General features: G+C 72.2%; 13 protein-coding genes. 2 read left to right on the top strand and 11 right to left on the bottom strand.

Translation table 11 applies throughout. The features are described 5' to 3' along the window. Positions 1 to 292: 292 nt before the first annotated feature. From FHX52_RS01225 to smc, 6 genes are all read right to left on the bottom strand, one after another. Positions 293 to 2,653 carry a [protein-PII] uridylyltransferase gene (locus tag FHX52_RS01225; protein WP_141819195.1) on the bottom strand — a complete coding sequence of 787 codons (2,361 nt, stop codon included), beginning with the start codon at positions 2,651 to 2,653 and terminating at the stop codon, positions 293 to 295. Positions 2,654 to 2,714: 61 nt separating this feature from the next. Beyond that, positions 2,715 to 3,053 (bottom strand): P-II family nitrogen regulator, encoded by a 339-nt coding sequence (locus tag FHX52_RS01220; protein WP_141819194.1) that lies wholly within the window; start codon positions 3,051 to 3,053, stop codon positions 2,715 to 2,717. Continuing rightward, positions 3,050 to 4,519: an ammonium transporter gene (locus tag FHX52_RS01215; protein WP_141819191.1), complete on the bottom strand. Its 1,470-nt coding sequence runs from the start codon at positions 4,517 to 4,519 to the stop codon at positions 3,050 to 3,052. Before FHX52_RS01215 ends, FHX52_RS01220 begins: the two co-directional genes overlap by 4 nt. A gap of 276 nt (positions 4,520 to 4,795) precedes the next feature. After that, entirely contained in the window at positions 4,796 to 6,016 is a 1,221-nt protein-coding gene (gene ftsY, locus FHX52_RS01210; RefSeq protein ID WP_141819189.1) for a signal recognition particle-docking protein FtsY, read from the bottom strand. Between the two features lie 120 nt (positions 6,017 to 6,136). Next, a complete protein-coding gene (locus FHX52_RS01205) occupies positions 6,137 to 6,322 on the bottom strand; it encodes a hypothetical protein (RefSeq protein ID WP_141819187.1) in 186 nt (61 codons plus the stop codon). Between the two features lie 136 nt (positions 6,323 to 6,458). Then, complete coding sequence (gene smc, locus FHX52_RS01200; protein WP_141819185.1) at positions 6,459 to 10,043, bottom strand: chromosome segregation protein SMC; 3,585 nt, start codon at positions 10,041 to 10,043, stop codon at positions 6,459 to 6,461. Positions 10,044 to 10,155: 112 nt separating this feature from the next. Here smc and FHX52_RS01195 point away from each other — a divergent pair, with 112 nt between their 5' ends. Then, the gene (locus tag FHX52_RS01195) at positions 10,156 to 10,800 is read left to right on the top strand and encodes an MSMEG_1061 family FMN-dependent PPOX-type flavoprotein (RefSeq protein ID WP_141819183.1); all 645 of its coding nucleotides are present in this window, start codon (positions 10,156 to 10,158) and stop codon (positions 10,798 to 10,800) included. 8 nt (positions 10,801 to 10,808) lie between these two features. Here FHX52_RS01195 and FHX52_RS01190 read toward each other — a convergent pair whose 3' ends face one another. Beyond that, entirely contained in the window at positions 10,809 to 11,123 is a 315-nt protein-coding gene (locus FHX52_RS01190) for a chorismate mutase (RefSeq protein ID WP_141819181.1), read from the bottom strand. 262 nt (positions 11,124 to 11,385) lie between these two features. Further along, positions 11,386 to 11,697 carry an acylphosphatase gene (locus tag FHX52_RS01185; protein WP_141819179.1) on the bottom strand — a complete coding sequence of 104 codons (312 nt, stop codon included), beginning with the start codon at positions 11,695 to 11,697 and terminating at the stop codon, positions 11,386 to 11,388. A 209-nt stretch (positions 11,698 to 11,906) separates the two neighbouring features. On the opposite strand from FHX52_RS01185, the gene FHX52_RS01180 reads away from it, so the two are divergent. Then, a complete protein-coding gene (locus FHX52_RS01180) occupies positions 11,907 to 13,886 on the top strand; it encodes an acyltransferase family protein (protein ID WP_246069559.1) in 1,980 nt (659 codons plus the stop codon). Between the two features lie 82 nt (positions 13,887 to 13,968). Here the strand turns inward: FHX52_RS01180 and FHX52_RS01175 are convergent, their stop codons facing one another. From FHX52_RS01175 to FHX52_RS01165, 3 genes are all read right to left on the bottom strand, one after another. After that, positions 13,969 to 14,838, bottom strand: a complete 870-nt coding sequence (locus tag FHX52_RS01175; RefSeq protein WP_246069558.1) for an MOSC domain-containing protein — start codon at positions 14,836 to 14,838, stop codon at positions 13,969 to 13,971. Continuing rightward, the gene (locus FHX52_RS01170) at positions 14,835 to 16,760 is read right to left on the bottom strand and encodes a M3 family metallopeptidase (protein WP_141819175.1); all 1,926 of its coding nucleotides are present in this window, start codon (positions 16,758 to 16,760) and stop codon (positions 14,835 to 14,837) included. The genes FHX52_RS01175 and FHX52_RS01170 overlap by 4 nt, the downstream gene beginning before the upstream one ends. A gap of 91 nt (positions 16,761 to 16,851) precedes the next feature. Further along, complete coding sequence (locus tag FHX52_RS01165) at positions 16,852 to 18,147, bottom strand: hydroxyacid-oxoacid transhydrogenase (protein WP_141819173.1); 1,296 nt, start codon at positions 18,145 to 18,147, stop codon at positions 16,852 to 16,854. Between the last annotated feature and the right edge of the window lie 2 nt (positions 18,148 to 18,149).

The following is an 18,149-nucleotide window of genomic DNA, read 5'->3' as shown; positions in this document are numbered from 1 at the left end:
GGCTATCCGCTCCCGCGCCCTGCTCCGACTCGGGCGCACTCCTCGGACCCGATGCCGTATGCCGTCCGGCCGCCCCCCCGCTCCCCGCTCACCCCCTCGCCCCCGGCCGCCCTCGCTACCGGCCGCCCTCGCTACCGGCCGCCCCTCGCTCCGGGCGCCCCCGGCTCCCGCCCCCTCGCTCCCGGTCGATGTATTTCCGCGGGCAAGGGCTCGCGGAAAGACATCGACCGAGGAGGTCGGTACGGGGAGGTCCGGGCGGGAAGAGGTCCGGGGAGTGGGTGGAGCGGGGTGGTCAGCCGTCGCAGGTGTCGATGATCATCGCGACGGCCTGGGCGGCCCGGGCCGGAGCGAGCTGCCCGCCACCGAACTCGGTCACGTAGAACGTGTCGAGGGTCTGGCCGGCATACGTCGCGATGTGCGCCGACCGCACGGACAACGAGGCGCGGGCGAGCGTCATGCCGATGTCCTGGAGCAGCCCGGGACGGTCGGTCGCGCGCACCTCGATGACGGTCGCGGTGTCGGAGGCGCTACTGATCACCATGGCGCGGGCGGAGTCGACCGAACCCGAGCCGGGGCTGCGCACGCCGCCTGACTTGCGGCGCTGGAGCTTGCCCAGCGGCGAGCGGTCGCCGGCGGCGACGCGCGACAGGTCGCGCGAGATGATCTCGGGCAGCGGCGTCTCGCCGCCCGGCGAGTCGACCCACCACTCGTTGACCGCGAGGCCGTCGAGGGTACGGACGATCGCCGAGCGCACGATGAAGCCGTGGGCGGCGAGCAGGCCAGCGGTGTCGGCGAAGAGGCCGGCGCGGTCGCGGGCGATGATGTCGATGCGGTGGGCGCCACCGAGCGATGACACGGTGACGTAGGGCTCCCCGGAGGCGACCCGGTCGAGGGCCTCCTCGGAGAGCGGCAGGGTCTCGATCGGTTCCACGACGAGAGCCCCCTCTCCTTCGGACTGGGCGATGAGGGCCGCCCGGCAGGCCGTGTAGAGACGCGTGACGAGACCGGCTCGCCAGTCGCTCCAGGCCTTCGGGCCGGCGGCTGACGCGTCCGCCTCGGTGAGGGCGCGCAGGAGGTCGAGCGTGTGCACCGAGCCGTCGACGGCCTCGGACAGCGCGGCGATGGTCGCCGGGTCCTCGGGGTCGCGGCGGGTGGCGAGGTCGACGAGGGTGAGGTGCTCGCGCACGAGCCGCACGATGACGGTGCGGTCGGGCTCGGACACCCCCATCCGGCGCAGCACGCCGTCGGAGATCTCGGCGCCGGTCACCGCGTGGTCGCGGGAGCCGGGCACCTTTCCGATGTCGTGCAGGACGGAGGCGAGCATGAGCAGGTCGGGGCGCGAGACGTCGCGCACCATGCCGCTCGCGGCGACGACCGTCTCGATGAGGTGGCGGTCGACGGTGTGCCGGTGCACGGCGTTGCGCTGGGGCCGGCTACGGACGGCGGTCCACTCAGGGATCCACCGCTCCACGACGCCGGCCAGGTCGAGCCCCTCCCACACCGTGACGAGGCCGGGCCCGGCCGCCAGCAGGTCGGCGAAGAGGTTGCGTGCCACCTCCGGCCACGGCTCCGGCAGGGTCGGCGACTGGGCGGCGAGGTTCTTCAGGGTCGTCGGTGAGAGCGGTATGCCGCCGCGTGCCGCCACGACCGCCGCGCGCAGCGGGATGATCGGGTCGGACGACAGGTCGGCCGACGGGCCCAGCACGGCCTCGCCGTCGTGGCGGTAGAGGCCGTAGCCGAGGGGTGCGAGCTGCGGCCGGCGCGGGCCGACGCGCAGGGTGCGAGCCCGCTGGGACTGCATGGCGCGGCGGACGGTGCTGTCGACGGCATACGCGATGGTGCGGGCCGAGGTCGACAGGTCGGTGAGCAGGTCGTCGGAGTCGGTGTAGCCGAGCAGTGCGGCGCAGGCGTCCTGGTCGTCGCGGGTCAGGCGGTCCCGGCCACGGCCGGTGACGACGTGGATCGCGTCGCGCACGTCGAGGATGCGCTCGTAGGCCTCGTCGACGTCGCCGTGGGGGCGGTCGGTGAGCCAGGCGGCCGTGAGGGCCCGCAGGACGGACATGTCGCGCAGGCCGCCGTGGGCCTCCTTGAGGTCGGGCTCGATGAGGTGGGCGAGGTCGCCCTGGCGGGCGTGCCGCTGGACGACGGACTCGTGCATCTCGCCGAGCCGGGTGCGGGCGTTGGCCCGCCAGTCGTGCGCGACCGTGGAGCGGGCCGCGTTGACGACGTCGGCGTCACCGGCCACGTGGGTGAGGTCGAGCAGACCGACCGCTGCCGAGAGGTCGTCCGAGGCGACGGCGCGACAGTCGGCGACGGTGCGGACGCTGTGGTCGAGGCGGACCCCGGCGTCCCAGATGGGATACCAGAGCTTGTCGGCGAAGGCGCCGACCTCCTTGCCGGAGAGGCCTCGCGGGTGGTGCACGAGCACGAGGTCGTAGTCGCTGAGGGGGCCGCCGTCGCCGCGGGCGAGCGAACCCACCGCGGCGAGGGCGACACCCTCGTGGCGCCGGCCCGCACAGGCCTCGCGCCAGAGCTCCTGGAGCCACCCGAAGCCGAAGTCCGCGAGCGCCCGGCGGCGGGTCTGGCCCGCGCCGGGCGTCGCGAAGGTTCGGGTGCCGGCGAGGTCCAGACGTCGTGAGGTCACATCCGTCATGTCAGATTCTCGCCGTCCCCTGGTAGCTGTTGTGTTGGTGTGTCGAGCGGTGCGTCGGCGCTCAGAGAGCGTCGACACCACGCTCGCCGGTGCGGACGCGCACCACCTCGTCGACCGGGACGGACCAGATCTTCCCGTCGCCGATGCGGCCGGTCTGCGCGGCCTTGAGGATGACCTCGAGGACGTCCGAGCTGTCCACGTCATCGACGAGGACCTCGAGGCGGACCTTCGGCACGAAGTCGACGGTGTACTCGGCACCGCGGTAGACCTCGCTGTGGCCGCGCTGGCGGCCGTAGCCGCTCGCCTCGCTGATCGTCATGCCCGCGACGCCGAAGGCCTCCAGGGCCTCCTTCACCTCGTCGAGCTGGTGGGGCTTGATGATGGCGGTGATGAGCTTCATGCGGAGGCCTCTTCCTTGGAGGACGGCTCGTCGGCGACGACCTGTCGGGTTCGTTCGGCCACGACGCCGGAGGACACGTGGCGGCTGCCACCGGTGAAGGCCCCCAGGTCGTATGCGGTCTCAGCGTGCTCCAGCAGGTCGATCCCGGCCACCTCGTCCTCTTCGGGGACGGTGAAGCCCATGGTCTTGTGCAGGACCCAGCCGATGATGAACGTCACGACGAAGGAGTAGATCAGCACGGCACCGGCGCCCAGGGTCTGCGACCACAGCTGGCCGAAGCCGCCGCCGAAGAAGAGCCCGTCGTTCATGCTGAGCCCGGCAGTGCCGGTCGGGCTGTTGGTCGCGTCGGCGAGGAAGCCGATGAGGAGGGTGCCGATGAGACCACCGACGAGGTGGACGCCGACGACGTCGAGGCTGTCGTCGAAGCCGAAGCGGAACTTGAGGCCGACCGCGAGGGCACAGCCGACGCCGGCGGCGAGGCCGACGACGAGCGCGCCCCACGGGGAGACGGTCGCACAGGCGGGGGTGATGGCCACGAGGCCGGCGACGACACCCGAGGCTGCACCGAGGGAGGTGGCGTGGCCGTCGCGGATCTTCTCCGTGATGAGCCAGCCGAGCATGGCCGTGCAGGTCGCGGCGAGGGTGTTGACCCACACGCCCGCGGCCAGGGTGCCCGCGCTGAGGGCGGAGCCGGCGTTGAAGCCGAACCAGCCGAACCAGAGGATGCCGGCGCCGATCATGACGAGTGTCAGGTTGTGCGGACGCATCGGCTCCTTGGGCCAGCCGACCCGCTTGCGGAGCAGGATCGCGAGGGCCAGGCCCGCGACACCGGCGTTGATGTGGATCGCCGTGCCGCCGGCGAAGTCGTAGGCACCCGCGCCACCCAGGAAGAGGCCCTCGGCCTTGTTGGCGATCCAGCCTCCGGTCTCGGCTGCGAAGCCGTTGAAGGCGAAGACCCAGTGGGCCGCCGGGAAGTAGACCAGCGTCGCCCAGATGACCGTGAAGACCGTCCAGGTGACGAACTTGGCTCGGTCGGCGATGGCACCGGAGACGAGGGCCACGGCGATGATCGCGAAGACCACCTGGAAGGCGACGAAGGCGCCACCCGGGATGCCGCCGGCTGCTGCCGTGCCGGTGGCCGCGTCGGCCGGTACGTATCCGTAGATGGCATCGAGCACGCCCGAGAGCCCGAAGTGTTCGAAGGGGTTCCCGAGGAGTCCGGCACCGACATCGTTGCCGAACGTCTCGCTGTAGCCCCACAGGACCCACACCGTGCCGACCGTGCCCATCGTGATGAAGGACATCATCATCATGTTGAGGACGCTCTTGGTGCGGACCATGCCGCCGTAGAAGAGGGCGAGACCGGGAGTCATGAACAGCACCAGAGCGGCCGCTGCCAGGACCCACGCGGTGTTCCCGCTGTCAGTGAACGGCGTGTCGGCCGCCACGAAGGTAATTGCGCTCATGGCCAGAACCATGGACGCGGCAAATTTCCGGCGATCACGCTGATTGTTACGGGCGTGCTAACAACGTCGAGGCGGTGTAAGCGGATGGTTTCACGCACGGAGCACGTCCGCCTGCTGGAAGTGCGACAGCGGGCGCCCGGTCGGCCAGGCGGCCGTCTGGGCGCCCGCTGGACGTCCGCTGTGAGCGCTCGATGGGCCGTGAGAGGCCCGTGAGCAGCCCGTGACCGGCCCGTGAGCGGCCCGCGAGAGGGGCCTTGGGCGACCACCTCGGAGCGGTTAGGCGATGATCGCGTCGACGAAGGCCTCGGCGTCGAACGGCGCAAGGTCGTCAGGGCCCTCTCCGAGGCCGACGAGCTTGACCGGCACCCCGAGCTGGCGCTGCACCGCCACGACGATGCCGCCCTTGGCGGTGCCGTCGAGCTTGGTGAGCACGATGCCGGTGACGTCGACCGCCTGGGCGAAGACCTTGGCCTGCTGCAGGCCGTTCTGTCCCGTCGTCGCGTCGAGGACGAGCAGCACCTCGTCGATCGGGCTCTGCTTCTCGATGACGCGCTTGACCTTGCCGAGCTCGTTCATGAGGTCGACCTTGTTGTGCAGGCGCCCCGCCGTGTCGATGATGACGACGTCGACCTCCTCCTCGATGCCGGCCTTGACCGCGTCGAAAGCCACCGCCGCAGGGTCGGCGCCGTCCTTGTCGGAGCGCACCGTGACGACGCCCACGCGGGCGCCCCACGTCTCGAGCTGGTCGGCCGCCGCCGCGCGGAAGGTGTCGGCCGCGCCGAGCAGCACCTCTCGGTCCTCGGCGACGAGCACGCGGGCGAGCTTGCCGACGGTCGTCGTCTTGCCCGTGCCGTTGACCCCGACGACCAGCACGACGGCGGGCCGGTCACCGACCCGGCTGCTGGCGATGCGGCGGTCCATGTCGGGCTGGACGAGCTTCAGGAGGTCCTCGCGCAGCCACTCGCGCACGGTCGCCTCATCGGTGGTGCCGTCGACCTTGACGCGCAGGCGCAGCGAGTCGACGAGCTCGGTCGTCGCCTCGACGCCGAGGTCGGAGGCGATGAGGGTGTCCTCGACCTCCTCCCATGCCTCCTCGTCGAGCTTGCCGCGTGACAGGAGGGCGAGCAGTCCCTTGCCGAGCGCGCTGTTGGAGCGGGCGAGCCGGGCGCGCAGGCGGGCTAGGCGTCCCCGGGCGGACTCCGGGCGCTCGATGGTCGGTGCGGCCGGCTCGGTCGGCGCCGGCGGGGCCTGCGGGCCGGCGGTCTCCACCTCGGCCGCGGTGCCCGGCGCCTTCGGTGGTGCCACCGTGTCGGTGGCCGCGGGCGGCCTGCGGTCGAGGTCCTCTCCGGGCAGCCCGGGTGCGCTCGGCGCCTCACGGTCGAGGGTGCGGGTGTCTCCGCCGCGCCCGCGGGTGAGGTTCACGCCGTAGGCGATGGCCCCCGCGAGGATGACGACCCCGATGATGACGTAGATCCACACGTTCTCCACGCCGCCCATCCAACCACGCTGGCCCGCGGTCCCCCGCGGGACGGCATACCGCCTCGGGCGCGGCGGAGACGCGGCTCGACCACCGGGCAGGCCGGTGGTCGAGGGTTTGGGCAGGCGGTCAGCCCGAGCTCACGGCGTGCGTGCGCGCGTGCTTCGACCGAGGGCAGCGGCCCGCTGCTGCGCGGACCGAGCGACCCCTTCCCCCTTGGTGGTGAGCAGGTCCCGGCCATCGCGGTGCGCGGGCACCGCGACGACGCCGACGACCGCCACACCGAGACCGATGATGACGAGCATCGCAATGACCAGGAGAGCCATGTGAACAGAGTGACGCATGTGACCTGTGTGACGCAAACACATCAGAGTGACTGGCGTCGACGCCTGGCGTGTCCCCTCCCGCCACCGGGTCCACCCCCACGTCCAACCGCAGCCACAACCGCGCGGGGGTATGCCGTCAGGCCGGCTGCTGCTGGTCGGCGACGTCGCGCAGGCGCTGGGACACGACCGTCGTCACGCCGTCGCCACGCATGCTGACGCCGTAGAGGGCGTCGGCGATCTCCATCGTCTTCTTCTGGTGCGTGATGACGATGAGCTGCGAGCTGTCGCGCAGCTCCTCGAAGAGGGTGATGAGACGGCCGAGGTTGGCGTCGTCGAGCGCCGCCTCCACCTCGTCCATGATGTAGAACGGCGAGGGCCTGGCCTTGAAGATGGCAACGAGCAGCGCGACCGCGACGAGCGAGCGCTCGCCACCGGAGAGCAGCGACAGGCGCTTGATCTTCTTGCCCGGCGGGCGGGCCTCGACCTCGAGCCCGGTCGTCAGCATGTTGCCGGGATCGGTGAGCACGAGGCGCCCCTCACCACCGGGGAAGAGCCGCTGGAAGACGCGCTCGAACTGGACCGCGGTGTCGGCGAAGGCCTCGGCGAAGACCTTCTCGACGCGCTCGTCGACCTCCTTGACGATGTCGAGCAGGTCGCGCTTACTGTTGCGCAGGTCCTCGAGCTGCTCCGTGAGGAACTTGTGCCGCTCCTCGAGGGCCGAGAACTCCTCCAGCGCAAGGGGGTTGATGCGCCCCAGCGCGCCCAGCTTGCGCTCGGCGGCCCGAAGCCGCTTCTCCTGCGCGTCACGCACGAACGGCACCGGGGCGGGCGGCTCGGCCGCAGGGTCGGCGTCGGGGTCGGGCACGAAGGGAACGGGGCGGTCGGGGCCGAACTCCTCGACGAGCGCGTCGGGGGCGATGCCGAGCTCCTCGACCGCGCGGGTCTCGAGCTGCTCGATACGCAGGCGCTGCTGGGTGCGGGCGACCTCGTCGCGGTGGACCGAGTCGGTGAGCTCGCGCAGCTCGGCCTGCAGGACGGCGAGGTCACGGCGCACGACGGCGAGCTCGGCGTCGCGCTCGGTGCGGGCGGCCTCGCCTGCGGCCCGGACCCGACCGGCCTCCTCGGCGGAGCGCGACAGCAGGTCGTGCGCCCAGGTGGAGGCGGTGCGCACGGCCTCGGCGACGGCGGCCTCGCGGCGTCGTCGGGCCTGCTTCTCGGCGAGGCGCTGCCGGGTCTGCTCCTCGTGGCGGGCGCTGCGCTCGAGCGCGTCGGCGCGGTCCTTGAGTGCGCGGGCCCGCTCCTCACGGGTGCGCAGGCCGAGGCGCAGCTCGGTCTCGGTCGTGCGGGCCTCGCGGGCGAGGGCGTCGAGGCGGTCGCGCTCGGCGGTCGAGGGGTCGGCCTCGATCTCGCCCTCGCCGCTCGCGGCCTCGAGTCGCTCGAGCAGTGCGGCGTGCTCGGCCTGGTCGCTCTCGAGGGCGGCGCTCGCATCGGCGATGGCCTTCTCGGTGCGCTCCACCTCGGCGCGCGCGGCGCGCAGGGCCTGTCCGAGCGAGCCGAGCCGCTCGGCGATCGCCGCCATCCGGGCATCACTCTCGTTGAGCCGCTCGAGGATCGCCTCGACCGCCTCGGCGAGCTCGGCGCGAGTCGCCTCGGCCGCAGCCGCGCGGAAACGGGCCTGCTCGCCGTCACGGGTGGCCGCCGCCATGCGGGTCTGGGCGTCCTCGAGGGCGGCCTGCAGCTCGAGCAGGCTGGGCGCGGAGGTGCTGCCGCCCCGCACGGTGCCGGGGGCGTAGACGTCGCCGGCCCGGGTGACGGCGGTCAGTCCGGGGTGCGCGCGCACGAGGGCGATCGCCTCGGCGTCGGTCGTCACGAGCGCGACCCGCTCGAGCACCTGCTCGACGGCCGGGCGCACGGACGCCGGGCACTCGACGACCTCACGGGCCCATCGGGACCCATCCGGCAGGGCCGGCCATGAGGCGGGGTCGACGGGGGTGGCCGACTCGGCGACGAGAAGGCTGGCCTGGCCCGAGTCGTCGTCGCGCAGGGCTCCCAGGGCCATCGCCGCGGCGTCGAGCGACCCGATCGCCAGTGCCTCGGCCGCAGAGCCGAGCGCGGCGGCGACAGCGTTCTCAAGGCCAGCCTCGACGGTGACGAGCGAGGCGACCGAGCCGAGGATCTCGTGGGCGTCGTCGGAGGCGGCGAGCAGCGCGGCGGCGCCGTCCTTGCGGCGCAGGCTCAGTTCGAGGGCCTCGACGCGGGCGGCAGCCGTGGTGCGGGACCGCTCGGCGGCGGCCTCGGCCTCCTTCCAGCGGGCGAGCTCCGCCTCGGCGGCGTCGAGCCGCTCGGCGGCCTCCTCGTAGGCGGTGTCGAGCCCCTCCTCGCCCTCCTCGTCCTGGGCGACGCTGGCCTCGAGCCGGGCGAACTCGCGTTCGGCCTCGGCCGCTCGGGTCTGGCCCTGCTCCACGGTGGCCCGCAGCCGACCGATCTCGGCCTCGCGCGCCTCGATGCGCGACGCCTTGGCGCCGACCTGGCCGCCGAGCTTGGCCAGCCCCTCGCGGCGGTCAGCGGCGGCGCGCGCGGCTCGAGCGAGGCGTGAGGTCTCCTCGGCGTGGCTGCGCTCGGCAGCGGTGCGGGCCAGCACCGCCTCCTCGAGGGCCGTCTTGGCGGCGGCGATCTCGGCGACGATGGCCTGCTCCTGCTCACGCACCTGGGCGGACTGCGACCGCAGCTGCTCGGGGTCGCGGGACTGGCCGGCGGGCTCGGGCTCGTCGTCCTCGGAGAGCAGCCGCACCCGCTCGGCAGCGAGCGAGCGCGTCGCGGCCAGCCGCTCGACGAGACGGCCCACGGCGACGTAGTCGTCCTGGGCGCGGGTCAGCGCGGGCCGGGCCTGCTCGGCGGCCGACTCGAGGGAGGCGAGCCGGGTTGCCAGCTCGGCCATCGCGGCCTCGACCTCGGTGCGGCGCTGGATGAGCGCCGACTCGTCGGCGACCTCCTGCTCGAGGGTCGAGGTGAGTTGCACGAGGTCGTCGGCGAGCAGACGGAGGCGGGCGTCGCGGGCGTCAGCCTGGATGACCGCCGCCTTGCGAGCGGTCTCGGCCTGCCGACCGAGCGGGCCGAGCTGGCGGCGGATCTCACCGGTGAGGTCCTGCACGCGGGTGAGGTTGGACTCCATCGTCTCGAGCTTGCGCAGCGCGCGTTCCTTGCGCTTGCGGTGCTTGAGGACGCCGGCCGCCTCTTCGATGAAGCCGCGCCGCTCCTCCGGGGTGGCTCGCAGCACGGTGTCGAGCTGCCCCTGACCGACGATGACGTGCATCTCGCGGCCGATGCCGCTGTCGCTCAGCAGCTCCTGCACGTCGAGCAGCCGGCACGGCGTGCCGTTGATCGAGTAGTCGGAGCCGCCGTTGCGGAACATCGTGCGGGCGATCGTCACCTCGGTGTAGTCGATCGGCAGCGCGCCGTCGGTGTTGTCGATCGTCAGGGCGACCTCGGCGCGGCCGAGCGGCGCTCGGCCGGAGGTGCCGGCGAAGATGACGTCCTCCATCTTGCCGCCGCGCAGCGACTTGGCGCCCTGCTCCCCCATGACCCACGCGAGCGCGTCGACGACGTTGGACTTGCCGGAGCCGTTGGGGCCCACGATGCAGGTGATGCCGGGCTCGAGCCGCAGGTGGGTCGCCGAGGCGAAGGACTTGAAGCCCTTCAGGGTGAGGCTCTTGACGTACACGGGAGGTGAAGTTCCTTCGTCCTGCGATCGGCGATCCCGGTCAGCGTACTAGCCGAGCGGAGCGACCCCGGGGAGGCGAGCGCTCCCGGGCCACGCGGCATACCGTGGCGGGGTGAGCTCGCAGCCCCCTGACGACCCGTGCATCGTGACCTCGCTCGAGCGGCTCCTCGAGGTCTATCCGCTCTCCCCCGCGCCGAACTCCCTCGCCAAGGAGTCGCCGACGATCCTGCCGACGCACGCCCGCGTGATCGCCGCCTCGCCGTTCTGCGTCATCGCGACGGTGGGTGACGGTGGCCTGGACCAGTCGCCTCGCGGCGACGCGCCCGGCTTCGTCACGGTGCGCGACGAACACACGCTCGTCGTGCCGGACCGCCGAGGCAACAACCGGCTCGATACCCTGCGCAACATCGTCGCGGACCCTCGCGTGGGGCTGCTCTTCCTCGTGCCGGGTGTGGGCGAGGAGCTGCGGGTTCGCGGCACCGCCGTGGTGTCGACCGATACCGCTGAGCTTGAGCGCCACGAGGTGCGGGGCATCCGACCGGCGTCCGTGCTCATCGTCACGGTCGAGCGTGTCTACTTCCAGTGCGCGCGGGCGGTCAAGCGAAGTCGCCTGTGGGACAACGCAACCCACGTCGATCAGGACGCCGTGCCGTCTGCCGGGCAGATGACGCGCGAGGCTGGTGGCTTCGGCTCCGACGACGAGGCCGCGGAGTACGACCGCGGGCTCGCCGCCCGCCAGGACGCCACGCTCTACTGAGGTCCGATCTACTCGCCGCCGGCCGCGATCCGCTCGTGGTGGTGGATGACCTCGGCGATGATGAAGGAGAGGAACTTCTCGGCGAAGACGGGATCGAGGCCTGCCTCATCGGCTAGGGCCCGCAACCGCGCGACCTGGCGCTCCTCGCGGGCCGGGTCTGCGGCGGGCAGGTGCCGCGCCGCCTTGAGCTCACCGACCTGCTGGGTGCACTTGAAGCGCTCGGCGAGCAGGTGCACGAGGGCGGCGTCGATGTTGTCGATGCTGCTGCGCAGCCGCGCGAGCTCGGTCGGGATCTCGTCACCGGCCTGGGTCGTGTCGCTCACCTCGTCAGGGTAGGTCGTCGGGCCGCTGTGGACGCCACGGGTTCCGTCCGCTGGGACAGCGCCCCCTCGAGTGGCCGCGTCGTCACACCAGCCCCACCACCCCTGGCACAGAAGAGGTCGCGAGGCCACTCGACTAGGACAGCGGCTCCTCGAGTGGCCGCGTCGCCACACCAGCCCCACCACCCCTGGGACAGGAGAGGTCGCGAGGCCACTCGAACGGGCACGTGGCCGCGTCGTCACTCCAGACCTGCTTTTGGTCGTCCTAGCGCTCGACGAAGGAGGTGATCCCGTCCTTCGCGGCACTGCGCTGCGACACGACCTGCGTGACGCGCCCCGGCCGACGCGCCGTCGAGGGCACCTCGGTGAGCAGCTCCTGGAGGCGGTCTACCGACTCGACGCGACCCTGGGCGACGACCTCGACCCTTCCGTCGACGGTGTTGCGCGCGTGCCCGACGAGCCCCAGCTCGAGCGCCCGGGCACGAACCCACCAGCGGAAGCCGACCCCCTGCACGTAGCCGTGCACGAAGAAGGTGCCCCGCACCGGCTCGGTGGCGGAGGTCTCGCTCGCGTCCATGACCCCACGGTATGCCGGGAGGCCCGGGAGCGTGCGACGGTGGCGACCCGCTCGAGCGCGCTCCACGCATACCGGGGCGAGAGGGGCGGGGCGCGCCGCGCGCCTCCGTCGCTGGTGTCCCACCCGTCACTATGCTCACGTCAAGCACACCGGGGTTGCAGCGGACCTCCCGTCCGACGCGTCTCCCCGGCGCCCGAGGAGGGAGCGGCGTGACGACGTCGGCGAGGCCCCTGAGGCAGGAGCGCACGGCTCCCGCGGAGGTGGCGACCGGATCGATCCCCGCGGGCGGCCGGCATCCCCGTGACCGCATCGAGGGACTCGACGGCCTGCGGGCCCTCGCGATCGTCGGCGTGCTCGTCTACCACCTCGACGCTGCGTGGCTGCCCGGCGGCTTCCTCGGCGTCGACGTCTTCTTCGTCGTGTCGGGCTTCCTCATCACCACCCTGCTCGTGCACGAGCACCGACGCACCGGCCGGATCGCCCTCTCACAGTTCTGGGTCCGCCGCGCCCGGCGGCTGCTGCCCGCCCTGGTGCTCTGCGTCGTGACGAGCGTCCTCATCGCCCGGGTCGTGAGCGCCGACCTGCTCGTCGACGTCGGTCGGCAGATGGCCGGCGCCCTGACCTTCTCGACGAACTGGCTCGAGATCACCGCAGGGTCGAGCTACTTCGACCAGACGGCGCCGCAGCTCTTCATGAACTTCTGGTCGCTGGCGGTCGAGGAGCAGTTCTATCTGCTCTGGCCGCTCATCACCATCGGCCTGCTCGCGCTCTCGAGCCGGGTGCGGGTCGGGGCGGCGGTCGCCATCGGCGGTGGGTCGGCGCTGCTCATGGCGCTGCTCTACGTGCCCGACGCCGACGCCACCCGCGTCTACTACGGCACCGACACCCACCTCATCGGCCTCATGGCCGGAGCGGCGCTGGCCTTCGCGTGGGCCAGCCCGCGGCTGGCCCGCTTCGTGACGCCGTCCCACTGGGGACGGTTCGGCTGGGTCGCCGGACCTCTCGCAGGCATCGTGCTGCTTGCCGAGATGGTCCTGCTCGACGAGCAGCAGGCACTGACCTTCCGCGGGGGCATCGCCCTCGCCTCCCTCGCCACGGCTCTGCTCATCATGGGGGTCATCGATCCGGCGCCGTCGGCTGCCGGGGGCCCGACTGCGGTGCAGCGCCTCGCCCGCCACCCCGTGGCGACCTGGGTCGGGGCGCGCTCCTACTCCATCTACCTCTGGCACTGGCCGGTCATCCTCCTCGTCGCCCTCGACAACCCGTCGGCGCCCGGCACCATCTCGCACCTGCTGACGCGCCTGTGGTGCGTCGTCGTGACGCTCGCCCTGGCCGACCTCACCTACCGGTTCGTCGAAGGGCCCTTCCGCACCCTCGGCTTCCGGGGCGTCGGTGCGCGGCTGCGTGACCAGACCGCCGCACTGTCGGTGCCGACCCGGCGCGGTCTGGCGGCATTCGTCACCGTGGTCGCCGTTGTCGTCACCGGGATCGTCGTCACGGCGCCCGCCCAGAGCGAGACGGCACGGATGCTCGCCGCCAACGAGGCTGCGGCGGAGGCCGACGAGCCGAGCCCCGCGCCCTCCGGTGCGGCCGCGACCGGCTCACCGAGCGGGCAACCCACGGCCGCACCGAGTGCGTTGCCGACGGGGCTCAACTCCACCTTTACGATGCCCGCCGGCAAGGACATCGACGCCTACGGTGACTCCATCATGGTCGGCAGTCTGCAAGCGATGCGGTACTACTTCCCCGGCATCCGGATCGACGCCAAGTCCAACCGCAGGTGGTCCGACGCGGTCACTCAGGTGACGGCGCGAGGCGATGCCAACCGTCGCGCTGTGGTGCTGGCGTTCGGCACCAACGCCGGCGTCGACGAGGCCGGCGTCGCGAAGGTTCTCGACGAGCTGGGCCCCAACCGGATGATCGTCCTCGTCAACGTCATGGGGCCCTTCAGCCGCATCGAGAAGGACAACGCCAAGCTCGAGGCCATCGCCAAGGGGCGCAGCAACGTCGCGATCGCCGACTGGGCCTCCGCCGTTCGGGCGCACCCCGAGCAGGTCCAGTCCGACCGGATCCACCCGACGATCAAGGGCGCTCACCTCTTCTCCAAGGCGGTGCGACAAGCGCTGGCCGAGATCTCCGAACGCAACACGGGCACCCCGGTGGTCCTCAAGGAGCTCCCGATCCCCTGACCCCGGCAATCGAAAGAGCATCTCGTCGGGGAGGCCGCTCACGGCCGAGCCGACGAACTGCTCTTTCGATGGAGTGGGACGGTCAGCCTGGGTCCTGCGCGAGCAGGGGGACGACCTCGTCGCCCAGTCGGATCACGGCACCCGAGGCGATCGGGAGCACGGGCGTCAGTCGGATGCCGAACCACGTCGCGCCGGCCCACGTGCGGTGGCGGGCCAGACTGCGGATCGGCTCCTTGGCACTCTCGCCCGTCGCACGGTCGATCGTCGTCATGACACAGCGGTCGCACACCATCGTCGCGCGGAACGGCACGTCGCCGATGCGGGCCCCGACCCACGAGTCCTCGGCGAAAGGCTCGCCGCCCTCGACGACGACGTTGGGCCGGAAGCGGTCGTGCCCCAGCGGCTCCCCCGGCTGCTCGCCGCGCTCCAGCGCCGTCTCGGTCACCCAGTCGTTGAGCCGGCGCAGCGACGCCTCCGACGTCACGTGCAACGGCGCGGCGTCCGAGAGCGAATTCCGTTCGCCCGCAAGGCCGCCCATCTCGGGCCGGATCGGGCGGTGTGTCTCGTCGTCCTGCCACACGAGCCGGAGCGGCCGTCCGATGCGCTCGCTGAGCCAGGCGTCGGCCTCCGCCCCGGCCGGGCGAGCCTCGTCCTGCCCCGAGAACCGCACCGCCACCGGCGCCGCGTCGCGCGGGGGTGCCACCTCGATCGGGTCCCCCTCGGGCGACAAGAGCCGCACCGCTCCGTCTGGGAGCGGCTTGGCCCGCAGCCCGAGCAGGGCGTGCTCCTCACGAGCGGTGACCTTCGTGCCGTCCGGGTCGACGACCGCCCACCGGCGGTCACCCCGCAGCCCGCGCTCCTCCACCTCCGCCGCAGCGAGCCAGGCTCCCCCGAGCGACTTGACGGGGTATGCCGTCAGCGACGTGACGCGCACCGGCGCGGCGGGCGTCACTCGGCCAGCCACGCGGCATACGCCTCGAAGGTGTAGGGGCGGCCGAGGAAGTCCTCGACGAGGTCGGCGGCGTCGCGCCGACCCCCCTGGGAGAGCACCTTGTCGCGGTAGGAACCTGCGACCTCGGGGTCGAAGAGGTCGTGGCGGTCGAAGGCGGAGAACATGTCCTTGGCGATGACGAGCGACCACATGTAGGTGTAGTAGGCCGAGCTGTAGCCGTCGAGGTGACCGAAGTGGCACTGCATGTGGGTGCCGTCGAGGTAGGGGAAGACGGAGTAGCGCGCCATCAGCTCGCGCAGGCGCGCGGTGAGGTCGTCGGTCTCGTTGACGTGGAAGTCGTAGGACAGCGCGGCGTAGAACATCTGCGTGCGAGCGTCGTAGCCCTTGCCGAAGTCGTCGGCACGCCGCATCGCCTCGACGAGGTCGGCCGGGATGGTCTCGCCGTCGGCGTTGCGGGCGAAGGTCGCGAGCACCTCGGGGTCCCAGGCCCACTCCTCGAGCATCTGGCTCGGCGCCTCGACGAAGTCCCACTCGGTCGCGACGCCCGAGAAGCGCACCCACTCGGTGCGCCCGGCGAGGACGTGGTGCACGAGGTGACCGAACTCGTGGAAGAGCGTCACGACCTCGTCGTGCTCGAGCAGGCCGCGGTTGAAGTTGCAGACGAGCACGCCCTCGGCGAGCTGGACGTCGGCGACCCCGCGGGCGAGGTCGAACTGCGCCGCGTGCTTGTACTTGCCGTCGCGCGGGTGCAGGTCGAGGTGGATGCGACCGATGCGCTGCCCGTCGAACGACACGTTGTAGGTCGCGACCTCCTCGTGCCACGTGCGGGCCTCCTCGGCCGGCACCGGAACCCACTCGAGACCGAAGAGCCGCCCGGTCACGTCGAGAAGGCCCTGCCGCACGGCCTCGAAGGAGAAGTAGGTGCGCACCCGCTGGGCGTCGACCGCGAGCTGCTCCTTGCGGACGAGCTCGGCGTAGTAGGACGCGTCGGCGCCGTCGATGTCGGTGGCGTCGGGACGGTCCTGACGGAGCCGCTCGAGGAGCACGGACTTGTCGCGCTCGGCGCTCGCGGTCGACAGCTCGGTGATGCGGTCGATGAACTCGCCGATGGCCGGGCCCTTGCCGATCATCTTGACCTCGGCGTCGTAGTCGGCCCACGACGCGTAGCCGAGGAGCGCGGCGTGCTCGCGCCGCACGGCGAAGATGTCCTGGAGCACACGGTCGTTGGCGGGCCAGGCGATCGTGAGGAACTGCGTGACGAGGTCGCGACGCGCCTGCGCGTCACGCGCGAAGGTGCGGAAGGGGACGACGTCCGGATAGTCGGTCGTCACCGTCACGAGGCCGTCGTCACCCACAGGGTGCGCCGCCACCCAGTCGTCGGGCATGCCGGCGAGCTGGTCCGGTCGCACGCGGATGCTCCGCACGTCGCCGCGGATGTTCTTGCTGAACTCCTGGCTGAGCAGCACGGCGCGCTCCGACAGCTCGCGCAGCCGCGCCCGCGTCGCCTCGTCGCGGTCGACGCCCGCGCGGCGGAAGTCGCGCAGCGTACGCTCCAGCACGCGCGACGCGTCGGCGTCGAGGCCGCTGCCGTCGACCGCGGACAGGACGGCATACAGCTCCGTGTCGAGCCCGAGGTCGGTGTCGAGCTTCTGGACGTCCTGCGCGACCTTCTCCGCGCGCTCACGCACGGTCTTGTCCGGGTGCACCTCGGAGAAGAGCGAGCCGACCGACGACGCGTTGGACAACGCGAGCTGGGCGTCGTTCCACAGCTGCAGGACCTCGAGCGCCTCGCTCGGGGGCTCGCTCTTCAGCTGGTCCACGAGGGCGCGCGCGCGGGCGAGCTGCTCCTGCCCCCGATCGGTGACCCAGTCGAGCCAGGCGTCGTTCGCGGGCAGCGGCAGCGATGTGGGTGTCGTCGTCACAGACGGCACTGTATGCCGACGCACGGGGGCTCACGGCCGAAGACGGCCTGCGCCCCCGTGTCCCCCCGACCACCCGCGTGGTTGCCTTGCGCTACTCCCAGAGGCTCATGGACCGCTTGACGATGTCGGCGAGGTCGTCGGCCGTCACCTCCCGGGGACTCGTCGCGAGGAGCCGCTGCTGGGCGAGCGCGCCCTCCACGAGACCATCGACGTCGCGCTCGTCGTAGCCCACGGCATACAGGCCGTTCGGCATGCCGATGTCGCGCATGAGGTCGCGCAGGACACCGGGCAGCACGTCACGCGGCTCCGACTCCCAGCGTGGCCCGTGGCCGGGGTCGAGGAGACGGGCGGCCGCGAGGTGGCGCTCCGGAGCCGCCTCGAAGGTCCACCGGAAGGCCTCCGGCGCCGTCAGTGCCACGGCCATGCCGTGCGGCACCATCGGCTCCTCGCTCGGGTAGTCGGCGGGGTGGAAGCCGCGCACCCGGCCTGCGATGGGATAGGCGTTGGCGTGCGGCACGTGGACACCGGCGTTGCCGAAGCCGAGCCCGGCGAACGTGGCTGCGAGCGCCATCTCACCACGAGCCGAGGCGTCGGTGCCGTCGTGGACCGCGGCGCGAAAGGCGCCCGCCAGCAACGACATCGAGCGTTCCGCCCACATGTCGGAGATCGGGTTGCTCCCGCAGTACGGCACACGTTGCTCCGGACGCTTGCGCTCGTAGCTCGTGAACGGGCGCGCGGTCCAGCTCTCGAGCGCATGGCAGAGGATGTCCATGCCGGCGCTCGCCGTGACGCCCGCCGGCTGCGTCACGGTGAGATCGGGGTCGACGACCGCGAGCAGCGGTCGCAGCCGGACGTGGCTGATGCCGGTCTTGACCTTCAGGGCGAGGACGTCGAGGACGCAGATCGTCGTGCTCTCGGCACCGGTGCCCGTCGTCGTCGGGACGGCGACGAGCGGCACGAGGGGGCGCACCGGCGCCCGCCCGGCCCCGACCGGCGCGTTGACGTAGTCCATGAGGTCGCCGCCGTTGCTGAGGATGAGGTCGACGGCCTTGGCCGTGTCGATCGACGAGCCTCCACCCACCGCGACGACGGCGTCGAACGGCCCGTCGGCGCGGGCACGCTCGATCGCGACCTCGAGGCTGGCGTCGGTCGGCTCGACGTGCGCCGAGGCGTGCACCACGGCCACGAGGCCGGCTGCACGGAGCGCCTCGGCGACCAGGTCGGGCGCACCGGTGGCGAGGACACCGGGGTCCGTGACGACGAGGACCCGGGTCGCCCCGAGGGCCGCGACATCGTGCCCGATCTCGCGGACCGCTCCCGAGCCGAACTTCAGCGCCGGCGCGCCGTACGTGAAGACGGACTCGGGCTGCACTGGCGACCACGTCATGG

It is taken from the genome of Humibacillus xanthopallidus, from assembly GCF_006717145.1.
GTDB classification, from domain to species: domain Bacteria; phylum Actinomycetota; class Actinomycetes; order Actinomycetales; family Dermatophilaceae; genus Humibacillus; species Humibacillus xanthopallidus.
Note: the sequence above shows the minus strand (reverse complement) of the source record. Positions and strands in the feature narration are given on the sequence as shown.

Coding starts and splice junctions, on each gene's coding strand:
- FHX52_RS01225 (WP_141819195.1), bottom strand. CDS start 2,653: ATGACGGATGTGACCTCACGACGTCTGGACCTCGCCGGCACCCGAACC.
- FHX52_RS01220 (WP_141819194.1), bottom strand. CDS start 3,053: ATGAAGCTCATCACCGCCATCATCAAGCCCCACCAGCTCGACGAGGTG.
- FHX52_RS01215 (WP_141819191.1), bottom strand. CDS start 4,519: ATGAGCGCAATTACCTTCGTGGCGGCCGACACGCCGTTCACTGACAGC.
- ftsY (WP_141819189.1), bottom strand. CDS start 6,016: ATGGGCGGCGTGGAGAACGTGTGGATCTACGTCATCATCGGGGTCGTC.
- FHX52_RS01205 (WP_141819187.1), bottom strand. CDS start 6,322: ATGGCTCTCCTGGTCATTGCGATGCTCGTCATCATCGGTCTCGGTGTG.
- FHX52_RS01185 (WP_141819179.1), bottom strand. CDS start 11,697: ATGGACGCGAGCGAGACCTCCGCCACCGAGCCGGTGCGGGGCACCTTC.
- FHX52_RS01165 (WP_141819173.1), bottom strand. CDS start 18,147: ATGACGTGGTCGCCAGTGCAGCCCGAGTCCGTCTTCACGTACGGCGCG.